This window comes from Floridaenema flaviceps BLCC-F50, assembly GCF_041929275.2.
Classification (GTDB): domain Bacteria; phylum Cyanobacteriota; class Cyanobacteriia; order Cyanobacteriales; family Aerosakkonemataceae; genus Floridanema; species Floridanema flaviceps.
The window spans coordinates 1,934,883-1,953,079 of the sequence record NZ_JBHFNR020000002.1 but is presented as its reverse complement, the minus strand read 5'-3'; the positions used below and the strand labels follow the sequence as shown (position 1 = coordinate 1,953,079).

At 43.1% G+C, this 18,197-nt stretch carries 11 protein-coding genes and 1 pseudogene; 7 read left to right on the top strand and 5 right to left on the bottom strand.

Annotated elements, in window-relative coordinates; all coding sequences use genetic code 11:
• Positions 1-126 precede the first annotated feature (126 nt).
• Positions 127-4,197, top strand: coding sequence for a DNA-directed RNA polymerase subunit beta' (locus tag ACE1CI_RS28940; RefSeq protein WP_413265735.1), 4,071 nt, complete (start codon positions 127-129; stop codon positions 4,195-4,197).
• 227 nt (positions 4,198-4,424) lie between these two features.
• On the opposite strand, the gene ACE1CI_RS28935 is transcribed toward ACE1CI_RS28940, so the two are convergent.
• The gene (locus tag ACE1CI_RS28935; protein WP_413265734.1) at positions 4,425-5,711 is read right to left on the bottom strand and encodes an HhoA/HhoB/HtrA family serine endopeptidase; all 1,287 of its coding nucleotides are present in this window, start codon (positions 5,709-5,711) and stop codon (positions 4,425-4,427) included.
• A gap of 333 nt (positions 5,712-6,044) precedes the next feature.
• On the opposite strand from ACE1CI_RS28935, the gene ACE1CI_RS28930 reads away from it, so the two are divergent.
• The 3 genes and pseudogenes from ACE1CI_RS28930 (at position 6,045) to ACE1CI_RS28920 (ending at position 8,382) form a co-directional block, all read left to right on the top strand.
• The gene (locus ACE1CI_RS28930) at positions 6,045-7,028 is read left to right on the top strand and encodes a GntR family transcriptional regulator (protein ID WP_413265733.1); all 984 of its coding nucleotides are present in this window, start codon (positions 6,045-6,047) and stop codon (positions 7,026-7,028) included.
• 8 nt (positions 7,029-7,036) lie between these two features.
• Positions 7,037-7,595: pseudogene (locus ACE1CI_RS28925) on the top strand (Uma2 family endonuclease).
• Between the two features lie 142 nt (positions 7,596-7,737).
• Complete coding sequence (locus tag ACE1CI_RS28920) at positions 7,738-8,382, top strand: Uma2 family endonuclease (RefSeq protein WP_413265731.1); 645 nt, start codon at positions 7,738-7,740, stop codon at positions 8,380-8,382.
• A 275-nt stretch (positions 8,383-8,657) separates the two neighbouring features.
• Here ACE1CI_RS28920 and ACE1CI_RS28915 read toward each other — a convergent pair whose 3' ends face one another.
• From ACE1CI_RS28915 to tig, 4 genes are all read right to left on the bottom strand, one after another.
• Entirely contained in the window at positions 8,658-9,503 is an 846-nt protein-coding gene (locus ACE1CI_RS28915) for an alpha/beta fold hydrolase (RefSeq protein WP_413265730.1), read from the bottom strand.
• A gap of 144 nt (positions 9,504-9,647) precedes the next feature.
• Positions 9,648-11,003 carry an ATP-dependent protease ATP-binding subunit ClpX gene (gene clpX, locus ACE1CI_RS28910; protein WP_413265729.1) on the bottom strand — a complete coding sequence of 452 codons (1,356 nt, stop codon included), beginning with the start codon at positions 11,001-11,003 and terminating at the stop codon, positions 9,648-9,650.
• 9 nt (positions 11,004-11,012) lie between these two features.
• Entirely contained in the window at positions 11,013-11,657 is a 645-nt protein-coding gene (clpP, locus tag ACE1CI_RS28905) for an ATP-dependent Clp endopeptidase proteolytic subunit ClpP (protein ID WP_413265780.1), read from the bottom strand.
• A gap of 457 nt (positions 11,658-12,114) precedes the next feature.
• Complete coding sequence (gene tig, locus ACE1CI_RS28900) at positions 12,115-13,587, bottom strand: trigger factor (RefSeq protein ID WP_496615885.1); 1,473 nt, start codon at positions 13,585-13,587, stop codon at positions 12,115-12,117.
• 632 nt (positions 13,588-14,219) lie between these two features.
• On the opposite strand from tig, the gene ACE1CI_RS28895 reads away from it, so the two are divergent.
• The 3 genes from ACE1CI_RS28895 (at position 14,220) to ACE1CI_RS28885 (ending at position 18,176) form a co-directional block, all read left to right on the top strand.
• Complete coding sequence (locus ACE1CI_RS28895; RefSeq protein ID WP_413265727.1) at positions 14,220-15,269, top strand: aspartate-semialdehyde dehydrogenase; 1,050 nt, start codon at positions 14,220-14,222, stop codon at positions 15,267-15,269.
• Positions 15,270-15,314: 45 nt separating this feature from the next.
• A complete protein-coding gene (gene dapA, locus ACE1CI_RS28890; protein ID WP_413265726.1) occupies positions 15,315-16,193 on the top strand; it encodes a 4-hydroxy-tetrahydrodipicolinate synthase in 879 nt (292 codons plus the stop codon).
• Positions 16,194-16,409: 216 nt separating this feature from the next.
• On the top strand, positions 16,410-18,176 hold the full coding sequence (locus tag ACE1CI_RS28885) for a ribonuclease J (protein WP_413265725.1): 1,767 nt from the start codon (positions 16,410-16,412) through the stop codon (positions 18,174-18,176).
• Positions 18,177-18,197 lie beyond the last annotated feature (21 nt).

Here is an 18,197-nt window from a genome sequence, read left to right as displayed (position 1 = left end):
TGGTCATTAGTCATTAGTCATTAGTAGCAAAAAAATAACAAATGACAAATGACCAACAACAAATGACCAACAACAAATGACTGGCTTTCGCCAAGTAAAATCATCAACTACCAATTACCAATTACCATGACAGAAGAACAAGTATTTCGTAATCAAGTTGTTGACAAAGGTCAATTAAAAAAATTAATTACCTGGGCATTCACTCACTATGGAACAGCGAGAACTGCTCAAATCGCAGACAAACTGAAAGATTTAGGTTTCCGTTATGCGACAAAAGCCGGAGTATCTATATCTGTAGATGATTTACAAGTTCCTGATAGCAAACGCGAACTTTTAGAAGCAGCAGAAGAAGAAATTCGCAACACAGAACAGCGCTATTCCAGAGGGGAAATTACGGAAGTAGAACGTTTCCAAAAAGTAATTGATACTTGGAACAGTACTTCAGAAATTCTCAAAGATGAAGTTGTTACTAACTTCCGCAAAAAAGACCCGCTGAACTCTGTTTACATGATGGCGTTTTCTGGTGCTAGAGGTAACATTTCTCAGGTGCGCCAGTTGGTTGGAATGCGGGGATTGATGGCAGATCCTCAAGGGCGAATCATTGACTTACCAATTAAAACCAATTTCCGCGAAGGATTGACCGTTACGGAATACATTATTTCCTCTTACGGTGCTCGTAAAGGATTGGTAGATACCGCATTAAGAACGGCGGATTCTGGTTACTTAACTCGCCGCTTAGTAGACGTTTCCCAAGATGTAATTATTCGGGAATTAGACTGCGGGACTAATCGGGGCATTTCCATGAAGCCGATGACCGATGGCGATCGCGTACTCATCCCCCTGAAAGACCGCCTACTCGGACGGATGTTAGCCGCCGACGTACCCCATCCCACCACCGGGGAAATCATTGCCAAACGCAACCAACACATAGACGATGACTTAGCCGCAGAAATCGGCAAAGCTGGTGTAGAAGAAGTCATCCTCCGCAGCCCCCTTACCTGTGAAGCTGCCCGTTCCGTTTGCCAAACTTGCTACGGTTGGAGTTTAGCTCACGCCAAAATGGTAGATTTGGGTGAAGCTGTGGGCATTATTGCGGCGCAGTCGATCGGAGAACCGGGAACCCAGCTAACCATGAGAACCTTCCACACCGGAGGGGTATTCACTGGGGAAGTAGCGAAGGTGATCAAATCCAGCATCGAAGGCACAGTTAAATATAGCCGCAGCCTCCGAGTTCGTCCCCACCGCACCCGTCATGGTGAAGAAGCCTTCACCGCAGAAACTAACGGCGAAATCACCCTTACCGGAACAGACAACTCCGAAACTTTCTCGATCGCCCAAGGTTCCACCCTCCTAGCCGCAGATGGCAGCAAAGTTAAAGTTGGGAAATTGCTTGCAGAAGTGCCGATTACTGGGCGCAACGTCCGTCGGAGTACAGAAAAAGCTGTAAAAGACGTAGCTTCTGACTTAGCCGGAGAAGTCAAATTTGCTGACTTGATCCCGGAAGAAAAAACCGATCGCCAAGGCAACACCACCAGAATCGCCCAACGTGGGGGATTAGTCTGGGTACTCTCAGGAGAAGTATACAACTTACCACCCGGAGCCGAACCAGTAGTCAAAAACAACGACAAAATACAAGCCAACAGCGTTCTAGCCGAAACCAAACTAATCAGCGAACATGGTGGCGTAGTCCGTTTACCCCAAGACAACAACACCGGATTAGCCCGTGAAATAGAAATCATCACCGCCTCCGTACTCTTGGATACAGCCAGAGTTCGCGGCGAAAAATTCCAAGGAGTCGATCACTACCTAATTGAAACCCAAGGCGGACAACTCTTCTCCTTAAAAGCTGCCCCTGGAACAAAGGTGTTAAACAACCAGGTAGTAGCCGAACTGATTGACGATCGCTACCGCACCAACACAGGCGGTATCATCAAATACGCCGGAGTAGAAGTAGCCAAACGCGGCAAAGCCAAACAAGGTTACGAAGTAGTTCAAGGCGGCACACTGCTTTGGATACCAGAAGAAGCCCACGAAGTTAACAAAGACATCTCTCTGCTTTTAGTGGAAGATGGACAATTTATCGAAGCGGGAACAGAGGTAGTCAAAGACATCTTCGCTGGTAGTTCTGGCGTGATCGAAGTCGTACAGAAAAACGATATTCTGCGGGAAATCGTGATTAAACCGGGAGACTTGCACTTAATAGATGACTTAGAAGCGATCGCGCCTGACTTCCGTTCCATAATGACCGAAAACACAGGCAGCCTCGTTAATCCAGGACAAGAAATCTACCCCGGCATCAGCCCCCAAGAACTGCGTTACGCAGAATACATCGAAACCCCCGAAGGCCCAGCCCTCCTACTGCGCCCAGTTCAGGAATTCCACATTCCCGATCATCCCAGCGTACCCACCCAAAGAGCGTCATCAAAAGCAGCAGGAGAACAAGCCCAAGCCCCAGCCCTTGCCCTCTCATCATCTGAAACAGCCCTCGACGCAGCCCAATCCTTAGAACTGCGTGCGGTTCAAAGACTACCTTACAAAGACGGAGAACGAGTCAAATCTGTAGAAGGGTTAGACTTACTGCGGACTCAACTGGTGTTAGAAATTGGCAGAGATGCCCCCCAACTAGCGGCAGATATTGAGTTAATTCCAGACGAAAACGACCCAGAAGTAATGCGTCTGCAATTAGTGATCCTAGAATCATTAGTAATTCGTCGGGACGTAGCCGCAGATGCCACCCAAGGCAGCACCCAAACTCGCTTGCTAGTACACAACGGACAAGAAATCCCCCCAGGGGCAGTAGTCGCACGCACCGAAATTCAGTGTAAAGAAGCTGGAGAAATTCGCGGGATTCGGGAAGGCGCAGAAGCAATTCGCCGTGTATTAGTAGTCAGAGATACTGATCTAATCACTATCCAAACCAACGTCACAAGCAAAAAAGAACTCGCCGTTAAAGTCAACGACTTAATTACCGATGGCACACTAATAGCCCCCGGCATAGAAGCTCCTTCCTCCGGCATGGTAGTTGCGCTCAAAGAAGGAGACAAGGGCATTCTAGTGGTAATGCGAATTGCTCGTCCTTATCGGGTATCCAACGGCGCGATTTTACACATTGACGACGGAGACTTAGTACAACGGGGAGACAACCTAGTTTTACTGGTGTTTGAAAGAACCAAAACCGGAGACATCATTCAAGGATTACCCAGAATTGAAGAACTCCTAGAAGCCAGAAAACCAAAAGAAGCTTGTATCCTCTCCCGTCGCCCCGGAACGGTTCAAATTGTTTATGGAGACGACGAACCGCACGAAATCAAAGTCATTGAAACGGACGGAGTAATAGCTGAGTATCCCATTGGCCCCGGACAAAACGTCATCGTTGGCGATGGACAAGAAGTAGATGCTGGGGAACCTTTAACCGATGGCCCATCCAATCCCCACGAAATCCTGGATATCTTTTTCGAGTTACATCGGGAAAGTCGAGGGATTTACGAGGCATCACTCGCTGCCCTAAGAGCTTGCCAAACTTTCTTAGTTAACGAAGTTCAATCGGTTTATCAATCCCAAGGAATTGAAATTTCCGATAAACACATTGAAGTAATTGTTCGCCAAATGACCTCCAAGGTCCGAGTTGATGACGGAGGCGACACGGTAATGCTTCCCGGCGAATTGGTAGAACTGCGGCAAATTGAGCAAGTAAACGAGGCGATGTCGATTACTGGTGCTGCTACGGCTCAGTACACTCCCGTTCTACTGGGGATCACAAAAGCCAGCTTGAATACTGATAGCTTCATCTCTGCTGCTTCCTTCCAAGAAACAACCAGAGTATTGACAGAAGCAGCTATTGAAGGCAAGTCTGATTGGTTGCGTGGACTCAAAGAAAACGTGATTATTGGACGGTTGATTCCTGCTGGTACAGGTTTCAATGCTTATGAAGAGGCGATGTCTACTCCTGACATTGATTTAAGTTATGACGGCAGTGGCGTGCTTGATGACGATGTAAGTTTGTCTGAAGTGGTGTTGGACGATCGCACCGCCCGCAATTACCGCATGGATAACATCACCAGAGACGATCGAGAAACCGAACCTACTACTAAAGGTCGTGGTGGTTACTCTTTCTTATCCGATGGTGATGAATTAATTGATGATGAAATTTACGGGGATGATGGAATGGACGACGATGAAGATGATGATTTTGAATAGTTTTGAGTTTTAAGTTTTGAGTTTTGAGTTATTAATTCAATCTCATTACTTTAACTAACATCCCCAGCTTTGGGGGGTGGGGGGTAGGTGTTGGGTGCTCTTGGAAATTTCCCTCTTCCCTAACACCTAACACCTAACCCCTAACCCCTTCTTATTTCCTAATCCCCAACCCCTATACGTAACAAGATCCCCGACTTCTTGGAGAAGTCGGGGATCTTGAGTTTTGATTAAGACTGCAATTGTGCTGTCCTAATTCCTATTTTTTGAGTTTGATTACCACGCTGTACAGTTAATTGTAGGGTTTGACCAATGCGCGATCCTTCCACTATATTTTGCAAAACCGTTGCATTATTAACAGGTTGACCGTCAATTTCTACAATCACATCTCCACGACGTAAACCACTTTGAGCCGCAGGAGTATTAGGCAAAATACCCATAACTAATACACCAGCAATTTCTGGTACTGTGAGGGGGGAGTTAGGATCGTTATTGTTTTCTTTTGCCAATTGAGGGGTTAAAGTTACCATTTGAATGCCAATGTAAGGATGAGCAACTGTTTCTCCTTGGACTAATTGAGCGCTAATTTGTTTGGCTTTATCGATCGGAATCGCAAAACCAATTCCCATTGCTCCAGCACGAATTGCTGTATTAATTCCGATTACTTCTCCTGAACTATTTAATAAAGGTCCCCCTGAATTTCCAGGATTAATTGCGGCATCAGTTTGAATAAAATCAAGTCGTTTATCAGGAACTCCGACTTCTACGGATGGTCGTTTTAAAGTGCTAACAATACCAAGGGTAACGGTGTTGTCTAATCCTAGTGGATTACCAACTGCGATCGCCCAATCTCCCACCTGTACAGTAGAAGAATCTCCTAAAGGTGCCACAGGTAAAAATTTGCCTTTCGGGTCAATTTTCACCACCGCTAAATCAGTTACTTCGTCAACTCCCTGCACTTTACCCGCAAAAGTGCGTCCATCTTTCAACGTCACCGTCACCTTATCCGCTTGGTCAACTACATGAGCATTGGTGAGAATTACACCATTTTTATCGATAATAAAACCGCTACCTTGACCTCTCATTAGTCCTTGTTGTGGGCCCCCACCACGTGAAAATTCATCACCAAAAAAACGCCGGAAAAATGGATCGTCAAAAAATGGATCGACATTGCGGGTAATAGTACGCTCGGTATCAATTCTCACTACTGCTGACCCAACACGATTAACTGCTGCGGTGACAAAACTACTGTTCCGTTGTAGGGAATCAATGCTTGACTTTTGGGTAACTTCCGTAGTCGATGAATTATTAGGTAGAGAGGTTGATGAATTATTAGGTAGAGAGGTTGATGAATTATTAGGTAGAGAGGTTGTATACAACGTCTCTACATGATTTTGCGCCATTGCAGCCTCATGTAATACTGCCATTGCACTCCAACAAATAGCTACTCCCAAGAGAGTGACAAGGCTATATTTGATCGATCGACTAAACCAGGAAACAATCTTCGTCATTTGCATAATGTTGATTTTTTAACTCCACTGTGGTATCAAAAAGCTTGACTTTTTGCAGCGCCGAGTTTTCCATAACTATTTTAGAATTTATCCCTTTTTTGTTACTCTAAGCAGAGGAAAACAGAAATGGATATCTAAATAGGCTTCTCTGAAGAGAAGCTCACGAATTCATCAAGTAAATTAGCCAGAAAAGGATAAGATGCAATTATCGCAATTTTTGGATAGACAATTTTAGGTAGGATAACCATAAACTGAAGATACAGACAAAAATCAGAATTTTTGCTGTGTACGGCTTTTATCCCTGTTAATTATTTATTGGGAGTCCCTGGAGGCTCTAGTATGGTTCAATTTCATATTCAGCCTGATAGTGAAATTCCGGCATCTACTCAACTATTTAATCAGATTAGGTTTGCGATCGCATCCCGCCAATTTCCCCCCGGACATCGCCTTCCCAGCACCAGAGCATTAGCAATGCAAACGGGTTTACACCGCAACACTATTAGCAAAGTCTATCGTCATTTAGAAGAGATAGGATTAGTTGATTCCCAAGCTGGGTCAGGAATTTATGTTCGTGCTCAAGGTCACGAAGGCGGAACCAAAATTAGATCCCCGATTCTAGAACAATATCCTGAAGCTAGTAAAGTTGTCCAAGAAAGTTTAGATCAACTTTTAGCCCAAGGTTGTAATCTCAGTCAAGCTAGAGAGTTGTTCTTAGGAGAAATTGATTGGCGATTACGTTGTAGCGCTCGTGTTCTTGTCACCGCCCCAGCTTATGATATTGGAGTTGGTGAATTAATGGTACAAGAATTAGAACAAGCTTTGGGGATTCCCGTGCAATTAGTACCCTTAGAACAACTAGCGAAATCTTTAGAACAAACTCATTCTGGTACAGTTGTTACTAGTCGCTATTTTATTGGTGAAGCAGAAGCGATCGTTGCTCCCAAATCTGTGCGAGTAATTCCGATCGACATCTACGACTACACCAAAGAAATTCAAATTATCAGCACTTTACCAAAAGATAGTTGTGTAGGTTTAGTTAGTCTCAGTTCTGGTATCCTGCGAGCCGCAGAAGTAATTATTCACAGTTTACGCGGTGAAGATTTACTAGTAATGACAGCGCAAAAAGGAGATCTTTATAAGCTTAATGCTTTAGTTCGTAGCGCCAGAGTTATTATTAGCGATCAAGCCAGTTTCAATAGCGTCAAAGCTGTTGTAGCAGAAGCACGAGATGATTTAATTCGTCCCCCGCAATTAGTTTGTTGTGAAAACTACATTGGCATTAATTCCATTAACTTACTCAAGCGAGAATTAGGGTTAGGGTAAAAATTGTTATGAGCGAAAACATTCAATATCAGACCAATATAGAGGATTTCTTCAAAGTTCCCGAAACTAATCCGCCATCAGAATTGATCAAGGGAGAAATCATTCAAAAACCAATTCGACAAGGCGAACATAGTCTACTTCAGCTAGAACTTTGTGAAGCGATTAATCGAGTAGCTAAAAAACCAAAAATTGCTATAGCATTTCCCGAACTACGCTGCACGTTTGGCGGTGAATCGATCGTCCCTGATGTCTCAGTATTCCGCTCGGGAAAGAATCCCGATTCAATCCTCTGGAAGAATTGCTAACCGCTTTGAAATTTATCCTGATTGGGCGATCGAAATTCTTTCCCCTGACCAAAAACAATTATTTTTGCTAAAGAAATTATTGAATTATTCCCAAAATGGCACAGAATTAGGTTGGTTGATTGACACAGAAACAGAAAGCATTCTTGCCATATTTCCCGGTCAGCAAGTAGAAATTTTTCAAGGTGCTACTCCCTTACCAGTAATTTATGGAATTCCCTTAGAAATAACAGCTGAACAAGTCTTTGGTTGGTTAACTTTGTAGTAAAAGTTAAATCAAATCAACGAAGCGATCGCCAGAAGAAATTGTTTTAACTGTCGATGATCTAATTTATTCTCTAGCTTTTACCACAATTGAAATTCCCTTTTCTCAACTATTTCTCCCTTGATTTGAACAGAGGTTAGTTATGAGCAAAATTCAGACGGAAATAGCGATCGACACCTGGGTAAAAGCTAGTTGGCATGAATATATAGAAATAGTTGACAATCCCAACTATGAAAAAGCAAAATGCTACTATCACAATGGAAAAATGAGGATTGAAATGCCACCAGTAGGAAACGACCATGCTAGCGATCATACAATAATTATTGCTGCTGTTACCCTATTTGCAGCTACAAAAAAGATTAAATTGAGTGGCAAAGATAACTGCACTTACCGTAAAACAGGCGTTCAAGACGTGCAACCCGATGTATCTTATTACATAGGTGAAAACGCCAACATCATTCCTTATGGAACTTCGATTATTGACTTAGACATTTATCCTCCACCAACCTTAGTTATAGAAGTTGCTAACACTTCACTAGCTGATGATAAAGGCGAAAAACGATTAATATATGAAGATTTAAAAGTAACTGAATACTGGATTGTCGATGTACCAAACGTCCAAGTTATAGCTTTTTTAATTGAAAATAATGGCAGCCGTCGAATTACTGAATCCAACGTATTACCAGGACTAAAAATTTCTGTATTAAACGAAGCTTTGCGGCGCACTCGTCAAATGGATCAAGGACAAGTTTATAGTTGGTTATTAACTCAATTTCAACAAAGTTAGGCTCTATGCGTAGGGTGCGTTAACGAAGCGTGTAACGCACCATCCCACCATATATCCCACCATATTTAGGGCTTGCTGAAGAAGTCTATTGGTGAGGGTAGGGACACGGCATGAGTAGAGATAACGGTAGGAATTGCAAATGTTTTTGATGCCGTGTCCCTACAATTTTTTAACCGCTTCAGAGAGGAAAATGAGGAGTTTTAAAATATCAAATCCGGCTTATTCTTTAAAGTCCGCGTAGGCGGACTTTGTTCGTGTAGCCGCAATTTTAATCGCTACACGAACAAAAAGCCTCTCACCTTTCGCAAGTAAGTTTCCGCATCTTCCAACATGGGAAAATGAGCAGTTTTGGGAATTAAAACATACTCAACTTTATCACTTAAATTTGCCGCTTGTCGTCCCATTTTTGCGGGAATAATTTGGTCAAATTCCCCTGAAACTAACAAAGTTGGTACGGTTAATTTAGCAAATTCTTGTGGCATTACTTCCGATGCTTGCTTACTCACAGAAGTAAAAATAGTCCCTAAAGCCGCCTCATAATCTGCTGTGAGAAAATCTTCTAAAAAAGCTTGGCTAATCGCCGTTGGTAAGGGACGATATAAAAATCGCTTCATGAAAAGTTTATCCACAAAGGGAATTTTTCCTAACCAACGCGGACGAACTTTCACTACATAACCACCAAATTTATGAAAAGCAGCAAAAGCTTTTTCGTCATACTCAAAAATGCCGCTACAAGTTAAAATTGCCCTTTCCACGCGCTGGGGATACAAATTTAAAAACAATGTAGCCACAGAAGCACCCATTGAGTGAGCATTTAAATAAACTTTTTCTAACTGGAAGGCATCTAATAATGCTGCTAAATCTTCAGCATATTCTTCCAATTCATAAGTTATTTTAGCTGCATCTTCTGCTTCTATTAAAGGCAAACGGGAACGACCAAAACCTCGCAAATCGTAGAGTAAACAATCAAAATCATCTGCTAAAGCTTGAGCCGTACTTTCCCAATATCTGCCAGAACCCGCCCAACCGTGAACAAAAACCATTACTGGTTTTGTTTTACCAGTTTCGCTGCGAATCCATTCATAAAAATGCTCGACACCACGAATTTTAATTAATGGCATTGGTCATTAGTTATTGGTCATTAGTCATTGGTTATTGGTCATTGGTCATCAGATATTTATTTATCATTTATCGGACTTTTAATTAGTTAATTATTGGGTATTAACAAATGACAAATGACAAATGACAAATGACCAAAAATCATTTTACGCTGATTCCGGTTTTGGTAAAGAGGAAGGATGTAACAAGAGTTCTGCGGTAGAGCGTTTTTCTACCATTTCTTTGGTAATCAAGCAGCGAGTGACATCTTTCCGGGAGGGTAACTCGTACATGACATCGAGCATAATCTCTTCGACGATTCCCCGTAATGCTCTGGCACCAGTTTTGCGACGATAGGCTTCTTGCGCGATCGCTCGCACCGCATCTGGCTTAAACTCTAATTGGACATTATCCATCTTCAGCAGTTTTTGGTACTGCTTAACTAAAGCATTTCGAGGCTCAGTCAAAATTACCGTCAAGCTTTCCTCATCCAACGGCTCAACCATTCCCACCACTGGTATCCGACCGATAAATTCTGGAATCATACCATACTTCACCAAATCATCCGGTTCCAGATGCTTCAGAAGATCAGCCGTTCTCTTTTCCCTTGGTTTACTAATCTCCGCCCCATTGGGATCAACCTCAAATCCCATAAAGCTGCGTTTACCAATGCGTTGTTCGATAATCTTCTCTAAACCAACGAAGGCACCACCGCAGATAAACAGAATATTGCTGGTATCGAGTTGGATACAGTCTTGGTAGGGGTGTTTGCGCCCACCTTGAGGCGGCACATTAGCCACTGTCCCTTCCAACATTTTCAGTAAAGCTTGCTGTACCCCTTCCCCAGACACATCTCTGGTAATCGAAGGATTTTCGCTCTTGCGGGCAATTTTGTCAATTTCATCGATGTAGATAATCCCTCTTTGGGCTTCTTCCACATCAAAATCTGCCACCTGAAGCAATCGGAGCAAGATGTTTTCCACATCTTCCCCAACGTAACCCGCCTCAGTCAGAGTTGTCGCATCTGCCACCGCAAACGGCACCTCCAGCATCGTTGCCAAAGTTTGCGCTAACAATGTTTTACCGCAGCCAGTGGGCCCCATCAACAAAATGTTCGACTTCTGTAATTCTACAGTGTCGTCAGCGCTGACTTTGCCATTATTTTTCGACTGAATAAAGCTGAGACGTTTGTAATGGTTATAGACAGCTACAGATAGGACTTTCTTGGCTTCATTCTGACCGATTACATATTCATCTAAATACTTCTTAATTTCTCTCGGTTTAGGAATTTGATGTAACGAGAGATGAGCCGAGCGGGAACGCCGCTTCTGTGGTTGTTCTTGCCTGTTGGTTGGTTGGGGAGCGGAAGGACTGGTATCCAACAACTCCTCTTCCAATATTTCGTTACACAGGTCAACACATTCATCACAGATATAGACTCCCGGCCCAGCAATTAGTTTGCGTACTTGCTCCTGAGACTTGCCACAAAAGGAACATTTTAAATGGGAGTCGTATTTAGACATAACTGCCTCTTAGTTGAGTGTGGTAACGGCGTTCCCCGACAGGGGGATGTTTTGTTTGGTGATTACCTGATCGATTAGACCGTAGTCTTTAGCTTCAGCTGCTGACATAAAGAAATCGCGATCGGTATCTACTTCTACTTTATCTAGAGGTTGCCCCGTATGATAAGCCAAAAACTCATTTAACTTACGTTTATGATAAAGAATTTCTTTGGCCTGAATCTCAATGTCCACTGCTTGACCTTGAGCACCACCTAAAGGTTGGTGAATCATAATCCGCGAGTTAGGCAAAGACATCCGTTTCCCACGAGTTCCCGCAGCGAGTAAAAACGCTCCCATACTAGCGGCTAAGCCATAACAGATAGTGACTACGTTGGGGCGAATCTGCTGTATGGTATCGTAGATTGCCATCCCTGCTGTCACTGAACCCCCAGGAGAGTTGATATACAATTGGATGTCTTTTTCTGGGTCTTCAGCATCCAAGAATAGCAATTGCGCTACTAATGAGTCTGCTACATCATCGTCAACTTGTGTACCCAGAAACACTATTCTTTCCCGCAACAGACGGGAATATATATCATAAGCCCGTTCGCCCATGCCAGTTTGTTCTACTACCATTGGGAGCATATTTTTTGGGCTTTGGTTAGGAATTTCCATTTGCTGCAAGCTAGATAATGAGTAGATGGGATAGTCTGATGAAACCATAAAAAGATGATTTATGGGTGAGGGCTAGCAATGAGTTTTGTTAACTGAGTTTGCTAAGTAAATAGGTATCTATATCCGTTATATCGAATAACACTAATTTTTGCCTATCTCGTTACAGTTTTTCCTTTCCTCGGCTCTACCTACTGACAAATAAATTTGTCAGTAGGTAGAGCAATCCCCCAGCCCAAGCGCGGGGGCTTTACGCTTCACGATTCGTAAAAATTTTTGCCATACTTATCAAAGTTTAATTTATTTTCTCCTATCAATTTTAAGCGATCGGCGAACTAAGAGCGATCGCCATCAAATTCCCACTTTAATTATCTTTAATTAAGGTGAATTGACTAGTGAGAATCATAGTCAAAGACTTTCATAAATTATGTATTCCCACTAGTATCATCCACTGCATTAATTATTCAGCGGTGCTTCCTGTTGATTCTGAGCTAACTTCAGTTGTAGATTCGGTGGCTTCGGGAGTATCAGTTCCTTCAGTTGTAGACTCGGTGGCTTCGGGAGTATCAGTTCCTTCAGTTGTAGACTCGGTGGCTTCGGGAGTACTGGTCTTCAATGTACCTTCTGGGACTAGCTCAATATTAGAATGTTCTGTCAACCAGGTAATGATTTTCTCTTTGAGTAAGTCTTCTTCGACGAATTCGCGGAGCCTTTGAGGATCGATATTATCGTCAGCAAACTCCTTAGTTAACTCGCTTATTTTAGCTTCAATGGCAGTTGGTTCTACCTGAATAGATTCTAGTTTCGCCACTTCTTTGAGAGCTAAAGAACGCTTCAGGCGATCGATCGCATCCCCACGCGATGCTTGTCGCATTTGCGTCACCATTTCCTGAGTAAACAGTTTTCTGACATCAACTCCTTGCTGACTCAGCCGCATTGCCGTCTGAGTCAGCATCGCATCAACTTCCTGCCCAATCAGCGTTTCTGGCAAATCTACTTCTACCTGGTTTTGCAGTTCTTTGAGAATAGCTTCGGTTTTGTTAGCATCAGTTTTGCTTTGCGCTGTTTCTTGAAACCTCTTTTCCAAGCTTTCTCTTAATTCAGCTAAAGTTTGAAACTCACTGACTTCTTGAGCAAAGTCATCATTAAGTTCTCGTAACTCTTTCTCTTTGAGTTCTTTGAGCGTAATCGTAAAGAGGGCTGGTTTACCTGCTAAATCTTGTTGTGGATACTCTGGGGGGAAGTTAACCGAAATCTCTTTGGTTTCCCCGGGGTTCATACCCACAATGCCATCTACAAACCCTTCGATAAACCTTCCTTCCGCTAATTCTACTTGGAAGTCAGTTGCTTCTCCACCTGGGATTGGGGTTTCCTCACCCTCACCTTCACCCACTATCCGACCTTTAAAATCTACTACTGCCACATCTCCCTTTTGGGCGGCTCTGCCTTCGGCAGGAATTAGAGTAGCAATTTCCTTTTGACGTTCTGCCAAAAATCTCTCAACTTGCTCACTGTCATACTTGACTTCTTCAGCCTGAATGTTTAAACCAGTATATTGATTCAGTTTCACCTCTGGTGGCACATCCACCTTCACAGAGATAGTCAATGCTTGTCCCGGTTCAAACTGCTCAACTAATTGTTCTTGGGGAGTACTCAGATAAAATTCTCCAATAGCGTCTATCTGCTCTTGCTTCACAGCTTCTTGTACGCCATTGCGAATCACATCTTCTAAAGCAGCTGCTTTGAGTCGCGCTGCACCAAAGCGTTGCATAAGTATTTGCCGGGGTACTTTGCCTTTGCGAAACCCAGGAATGTTGGCAGTGCGAGCTAAGTCTTGTATAACTTGCTCGTAAGCTTTTTTGGACATTTCAGGGGGAATTTCTATTTCCAGACCAATCTGGCTAGCGGGAAGCTTTTCCTGGGTAACTTTCATGAATTTTCTGGTTCCGAATAACTGACATTTAGTGTTTTCTGGCTAAAACAGGGGGCTTGGGCTTTATTTTCTGACTAATGCTTGCCCAAGTTTTCCAGCAACCGCCTGCTAGCTTAACTTTAGCCCCTTTTTTGGAGGCTATACGGCTCTCAAATTTTGGGCTACCCCCGATCGCAGGTCTTACACCGTGATATGCTGGTGCAAGTAACCAGCTAATCTGGTAGCCAAACTAGATGAGCATAAGTCGATTCTGACTTGGGCCTCAAGCGTGAGGTGGTGCTTTTCTGTTTTGGTTTCGTATCTGATGATAGTACATATAGCATACTCATTTGTTGCCAAATCCCAGGTTAATATTTAATCTATAAGTCAAAAATTTGGTAAAATTTGCATAATTAGTGTATATGTTTTTAAATTACAGAATACTAAACGATAAATAGATCGATCGCATTCAAAAACTTAAGCAATCTGGTTAATCACCCAGTCAAGAGGTGAAAAATCTCTACTAACCCCAGTTAGGCACACAGTAGAATTCCACAAAACACAAACCTGTATAGCTGTAGAAAAACTGACAACAAGAACTTATACTTAATGAACTCTCAACCTTTTAGCATCAATATTTGGAGGAAAGAACCTTGTCAAAAACCTATCGAGTAGCAATTTTAGGCGCAACCGGAGCAGTCGGTACCGAATTCTTAGAATTGTTAGCAAGTCGTCAGTTTCCCTTGGCTGATTTAAAATTATTGGCCTCCCCCCGTTCCGCTGGACGTACTATCCAGTTTGCTGGCGAAAATCTGCCAGTGGAAGCAGTAAGCGAAGATGCGTTTAACAATGTGGATATAGTCTTGGCTTCAGCTGGGGCTTCCACTTCCAGAGTTTGGGCAGATAAAGCAGTGGCAGCTGGGGCAGTGGTAATTGATAACTCCAGCGCTTTTCGCATGGAACCTACTGTACCTTTGGTAGTGCCCGAAGTTAATCCCGAAGCAGCGTTTACGCACAAAGGAATTATTGCCAATCCCAACTGTACGACTATTTTAATGGCAGTAGCGGTTTGGCCCTTGCACCAAGTCCAACCAGTACAACGTCTAGTAGCAGCAACCTACCAATCTGCTAGCGGTGCAGGTGCTAGGGCAATGGAAGAAATGAAAGAACAAGCCCAAGCTATTTTACAAGGCGAACAGGCAAAAACCGAGATTTTCCCCTATCCTTTGGCGTTTAATTTGTTCCCCCATAACTCCAAGTTGAATGAATTGGGGTATTGTGAAGAAGAGATGAAAATGGTCAATGAAACCAGGAAAATATTTGCCGAGCCACAAATGCGAATTACGGCAACTTGTGTTCGGGTTCCCGTGCTCCGGGCGCATTCAGAAGCGATTAACCTAGAATTTGGTAGACCTTTTCCTGTGGAAAAAGCCAGGGAAATTCTGAGTCAGTCGCCAGGGGTGCAACTGGTGGAAGATTGGCAAGCTAATTATTTCCCGATGCCGATGGAAGCAAGCGGTAAAGATGATGTTTTAGTAGGTCGAATTCGTCAGGATATTTCTAATCCTAATGGTTTAGAACTATGGCTTAGTGGCGATCAAATTCGGAAAGGCGCAGCTTTGAATGCTGTACAAATCGCTGAATTGTTGGTCAAGGAAAATTTGCCCGCGACTCCAGAATTAGCTGTTTCTGGCAAAAACTAAAAATATAATTAGGAACAAAAGAAAATTATTAGGAGAAAAAAGAGTGTGGGAAAGTTTGGTAGGGTAATAACCGCTTTAGTTACACCATTTAAGGAAGATGGCAGTGTAAATTATGCAGTTGCAGAGCAACTAGCAGGACATTTGGCGGAAAATGGTACAGATGCCTTCGTGGTTTGTGGGACTACGGGTGAGTCGCCAACGCTGACATTTGATGAGGAGTTGGAGTTATTTCAGGTAGTGCAGAAGGCGGTAGGCGGGAGGGCGAAAATTATTGCCGGAACTGGGTCTAATTCTACGAAAGATGCGATCGCTGCTACCCAAAAAGCCGCTAAACTAGGAGTAGATGGTTCTTTACAAGTGGTACCTTACTATAACAAGCCACCCCAAGAAGGACTTTACCAGCATTTTCAGGCGATCGCCAAAAGTTCTCCCGATCTGCCGATAATGCTCTACAATATACCTGGTCGCACTGGGCAAAACTTGGCACCAGAAACAGTGGCTCGTTTGGCAGAAATTCCCAACATTGTCGCTATTAAAGAAGCTAGCGGCAGTATGGATCAAGCTAGTCAAATTCGCCATCTTACCCCGCCAGAATTTGAGATTTATTCTGGAGATGATTCTCTAACATTGCCCTTGTTAGCAGTTGGCGGAACCGGAGTAGTCAGCGTTGCCAGCCATTTAGTGGGTAATGAAATTCAGCAAATGGTGCAAGCCTTTGAAGTAGGTAAAACTTCCGAAGCATTAAAAATACACTTACAACTTTTTCCCTTGTTTAAGTCACTATTTATCACCACAAATCCAATACTCGTAAAAGCAGCTTTAAAATTAAAAGGTTGGGATGTTGGGAGCGTTCGCCCACCGCTTTGTGAACCATCAAATGAAGAAATTCACAAATTAAAAACCGCCTTAGAAAAACTTTCCTGACTTTAACAGGAATGAAAAGGCCAAGTTTTTGACAATTGAATATTTCTTTCCATAGAACTCTGGACAGTTAGACAAAAATTAAGGGCTAACAGGTAAAGAGAATTGGGCAAATTTTAAAAGTTAGATTGAAAATTCAATCTCGGATTAAATTAGCCAATTACTAATTACCGCATATACCAAAACCAAATTTCTTGTTACTAAAATCAAAGGATGCAAATGACTAAAGATACAACTGCGAAAGCACCCCAAACAGTAAAAATTATTCCCTTGGGGGGATTGCACGAAATTGGAAAAAATACCTGCATTTTTGAATACGATGATGAAATCATTCTTTTAGATGCTGGTTTAGCTTTCCCCACAGATGGAATGCACGGGGTAAATATTGTTTTACCAGATACTACTTATCTGAAAGAAAATCGCCATAAAATTAAAGGCATGATCGTTACTCACGGTCATGAAGACCACATTGGCGGTATTCCTTATCACCTGAAACAATTTGATATTCCGGTGATTTATGGCCCTCGTTTAGCAATGGCATTATTGCAGGGTAAACTCGAAGAAGCGGGAGTTTCTAAACAAACCGAATTAAGGACAGTATTACCTCGTGATATTGTTCGCATTGGTTCTCACTTTTTCGCAGAATTTATTCGCAATACCCACTCAATAGCTGATAGTTTTACTGTGGCTATTCATACCCCAGTGGGAGTCATTATTCACACAGGCGACTTTAAAATTGACCACACTCCAGTAGACGGCGAAAGATTTGATTTCCAAAGATTAGCGGAACATGGGGAAAAAGGTGTTCTCTGTTTAGTGAGTGATTCAACTAACTCGGAAGTTCCCGGACAAACACCTTCGGAAATGTCGGTTTATCCGAATTTAGACCGCATTTTTGGTCAAGCACCGGGACGCATTATGCTGACAACTTTTGCTTCTTCGGTACACCGAGTCAATATTGTTTTGGAGTTGGCGAAAAAGCATAATCGGATTGTTTCGGTGTTGGGTAAATCAATGTTGAATGTGATTGCCCATGCCCGAAATTTAGGTTACATCAAATGCGAGGATAATTTACTCCAACCTTGGCACGTTGCGCGAAATTTACCCGACGATCAAGTTTTAATTCTGACTACTGGATCGCAAGGGGAACCTTTAGCGGCGATGACTCGGATTGCTAATCAAGAACATCCCCATATTAAAATCCGCAAAGGTGACACTGTAATATTTTCTGCTAATCCAATTCCCGGAAATACGATCGCAGTCGTCAACACGATCGACAAGTTGATGATCCAAGGTGCGAATGTAATTTACGGTAGAGAAAAAGGCATTCACGTTTCTGGACACGCTTGTCAAGAAGACCAAAAACTGATGTTAGCTTTAACTCGTCCGAAATTCTTTTTACCAGTTCACGGCGAACACCGGATGTTAGTGAAACATTCCCAAACTGCTCAAAGCATGGGAATTCCGGCAGAAAATATGGTAATTATCGATAATGGCGATGTGGTCGAACTTTCCGAAGATAGCATTGCGATCGCAGGTAAAGTACCTTCAGGTTTACAACTAGTAGATAGTGCTGGTGTAGTTCACGATAATGTACTCAAAGAACGCCAACAATTAGCGGAAGATGGCGTAGTTACCGTCGCCGCTGCTGTGGATTGGGATGGCAAACTAGTAGCTAGACCAGAAGTACATTTGCGCGGTGTGGTGACTGCCGTTGAGCAAAGTTTACTGCAAAAATTGGTACAACAAACGATCGAGAATTTGTTGAGCGATCGCTGGCGCGAATTTGCCCGTAACTTCGATACTGGAGAAATAGAAGTAGACTGGACTGGATTGCAAGCTCAAATCGAACAAGCGATCGCTAGACTACTGCGCCGCGAACTCCAAAGTCGTCCGCTGTTGGTCTTCTTGCTGCAAGCACCAGAAGCACCCCCGACGAAAGCTACAGGTCGTCGTCGTCGCGTCACCGCTAGGGTAGCTTCTTAAACTATAGGGAACTCGATCGGG